Origin of the sequence: Kineococcus indalonis, from assembly GCF_009906395.1 — a bacterium.
Taxonomy (GTDB): domain Bacteria; phylum Actinomycetota; class Actinomycetes; order Actinomycetales; family Kineococcaceae; genus Kineococcus; species Kineococcus indalonis.
This window is the reverse complement of sequence record NZ_JAAALM010000527.1, coordinates 1-2,744: the sequence shown is the minus strand read 5'-3', so window position 1 is coordinate 2,744 and position 2,744 is coordinate 1. Positions and strand designations below refer to the sequence as shown.

Annotated in this window: 4 protein-coding genes; 1 reads left to right on the top strand and 3 read right to left on the bottom strand. The window is 77.7% G+C overall.

Translation table 11 applies throughout. The features are described 5' to 3' along the window. On the top strand, window positions 1–990 hold a 990-nt coding region (locus GTR00_RS18430; protein WP_205706156.1), incomplete at its 5' end, for a helix-turn-helix domain-containing protein. Here GTR00_RS18430 and GTR00_RS18425 read toward each other — a convergent pair. The 3 genes from GTR00_RS18425 to uraH are packed head-to-tail and all read right to left on the bottom strand — an operon-like array spanning window position 984 to window position 2,700. Next, a complete protein-coding gene (locus GTR00_RS18425; protein WP_166613026.1) occupies window positions 984–1,484 on the bottom strand; it encodes a nucleoside deaminase in 501 nt (166 codons plus the stop codon). The genes GTR00_RS18430 and GTR00_RS18425 overlap by 7 nt on opposite strands. Then, the gene (gene pucL / locus GTR00_RS18420; protein WP_166613025.1) at window positions 1,481–2,380 is read right to left on the bottom strand and encodes a factor-independent urate hydroxylase; all 900 of its coding nucleotides are present in this window, start codon (window positions 2,378–2,380) and stop codon (window positions 1,481–1,483) included. Before pucL ends, GTR00_RS18425 begins: the two co-directional genes overlap by 4 nt. Before the next feature lie 2 nt (window positions 2,381–2,382). Continuing rightward, window positions 2,383–2,700, bottom strand: a complete 318-nt coding sequence (uraH, locus tag GTR00_RS18415) for a hydroxyisourate hydrolase (protein ID WP_166613024.1) — start codon at window positions 2,698–2,700, stop codon at window positions 2,383–2,385. Between the last annotated feature and the right edge of the window lie 44 nt (window positions 2,701–2,744).

Below are 2,744 nucleotides of genomic sequence, written 5' to 3'. Positions count from 1 at the left end.
GCGCAGCACGGCGTCGTCGGCCTCGTCCTCGCTCAGCGGCACCGGCCCGTGCGGGTGCTCTCCGCCACCGGCCGGCAGGTGGTGCCCGGGCCGGTGCCGCTGAGCGAGGACGAGGCCGACGACGCCGTGCTGCGCGGGGCGCGCGCCGCCGCGGGCGGCGGCGCCGGGCCGGCCGTGGTGCGCCTGGCCGGCGGGGCGGTGCAGGTGCGCGCCGTGGGCGCGGAGGACCCCGCCGAGCGCTGGTGGGTGCTCGTGGACGCCGGCGCGCCCGCCGGGCAGGTCGCGCTGCTGGACGCCCTGGCCGGGGCGGTGGCCGTGCACCGGCGCACCGCGGAGGTGCCGCCGGCCCCGCGCGGGCGCGTGGTGGCGGTGCTCGCCGACGGGGCGTGGTCCGCGCGCGCCCTCGCCGACGCCCTGGCCGACGTGCCGCACCGGCTGCAGGTGACCGCAGGGGGCGCCACCGCGCTGGCCGAGGCCCGCGCGGACCTCGTGGCGCTGCTGCGCCGGCGCCTGGCGCGCCTGGGGCCCTCCCTGGGCGAGCGCCGCCTGCTCGCCGGGGTCAGCCGGCCCGGCGAGGGCGGGGAGGAGGCGGTGGCCGGGGCGCGGCGCGCGCTGGGCGCCGCGCGGGCTGCCACCGGCCGCGTCGTGCTGGCCGAGGACGCCGACACCGGCACCGTGCTGGACCTGCTGCGCGCCGTGCCCGCCGAGCAGCGGGCCGGGTTCGCCCGCACCGTGCTCGGCCCGCTGCTGGCCGACGCGGAGCTGCTGGGCACGCTGCGCGCCCACCTGCGCCACGGCTGCTCGCCCACCCGCACCGCCCAGGCGCTGCACCTGCACCAGAACACCGTGCGCTACCGGGTGGGGCGCCTGGAGGAGCTGCTGGGCCGGGACCTGCGCGACGTCGCCGACCTGGCCGACGTGCACGTGGCGCTGCGGCTGCTGGACGACCTCGGCGACCCGCCCGCCGCGCACGGCCCGGCCGCTCAGTAGTCGACGCGCGCGGCGCTGGTGAGCCACGCGTCGAACGGCTCGGCGGCGCCGGGCACGCGCTGCTGGCGCACCGGCGTGGACCACAGCGCCCGGTCGGTGGAGAACAGGTCGTAGAACGCGCGGTCGTCGAACCCCCCGCGCGCGGCGTCGTCGCGGTCGGCGGCGTACACGACGCGGTCCACCCGCGCCCACAGCGCCGAGGCCAGGCACATCGGGCACGGCTCGCAGCTGGAGTACAGCGTGGTGCCGTGCAGGGAGAACGTGCCCAGCAGGCGGCAGGCGGCGCGCACGGCCTGCACCTCCGCGTGCGCGGTGGGGTCGTTGTCGCGGGTGACGCGGTTCTGCCCGGTGGCCAGCAGCTCCCCGCCGCGCACGAGCACCGCGCCGAACGGGCCGCCGCCCTCGGCGACGTTCTTCGTGGCCAGCTCGACGGCGCGCTCCAGGAAGTGCTCGTCGGAGCCGGCGGCCGTGCCGCCGCCCGCGCCGCCGCTCACGACCACGCCTCCGGGGCGGGCGGGAACGCGTCGTCGGCCACGACCGCCTGGATCAGCCCGTAGGGGCGGTCGTCGGCGTGGAACACCTCGCCGCGGTTCTGCACGCCGAAGCGCTCCAGGTCGTAGGCGAAGTGGTGCTTGTTCGGCGCCAGCAGCCGGATCTCCACCGCCTGCGGCACCCGTTCCAGCGCCGCCCTGCCCATGTGCCACAGGGTCTGCTGCAGCGCCAGGGAGTGCAGGGTCGCGAACTGCTCCACGAGCGCGGCGCGCACCGCGGCGCGGGCGGCGTCGAAGTCGAAGCCGTCCGCCAGGGCCGCCGGGCCGTAGCGCCACGTCGCCACCAGGGACGTCGCCATGACGCGGTCGTCGGTCTCGGCCAGCGTGGTGTACCCGTCGGTGAGGAAACCGGTGAACTGCGAGCCGGTGGACTTCAGCAGCGTCAGCTCCTTCAGCCCGGCGAGCACGTGCACGACCTGCTCCGCGCCCTTCCCGTGGACGGCGGCGGCGGCGGTGCGCACCTCCCCGCCCGAGCGCACCCACGTGTGGTCGTGGCCGGTGCCGCCGACCTGCGCGCGCGTCCACGGGTAGGAGTCGACGTCGACGCGGGCGCCGGTGACGGGCGCCACGTCGTCGACGAAGTGGCGCGCCAGGTCCAGCGCGTACCCCTCGACCGAGGCGACCCCCTTCTCCTTGGCGTACGCGTACACGGTGTTCTTCTGCGTGTCCGTCGGCAGGACCTTGGACTGGTCGCCGGTGAGGTAGGCGTCGGCGAAGTCGCCGCGCAGCGTCGTGGTGACGTTCAGGTCCACGACCTCGTGGCGCGGGGAGTCGCGCTGGAAGCGCACCACGCGGTTCTCGGCCTTGCCGTACTGGTGGTCCGCCAGGACGATCGGCACGGTCAGCTCCCTCGGTAGGTGGAGTAGGCGAACGGCGACAGCAGCAGCGGCACGTGCAGGTGCGGTGCCGGGTCGACGCCGAAGGTGACGACGACCTCCGGGTGGAACGTGCGCCGCCCGGCGGCGGCGAAGTACTCCCCGGTGGCGAAGGTGAGCCGGTGCACGCCGGGGGCCAGGACGTCGGCGAAGCGGGCCCGGCCGTCGTCGTCGGTGCGGGCGCGGGCCAGCACCCGGCCGTCGGGGCCGGTGAGGACCAGCCCGACGCCGCGGGCGGGGGTGCCGGTGGTGGCGTCCAGGACGTGGGTGGACAGGGTGGTCACGACGCCGCCCCCGAGGCCGCCCCCTCCGGGGCGGCCTCCGGGGC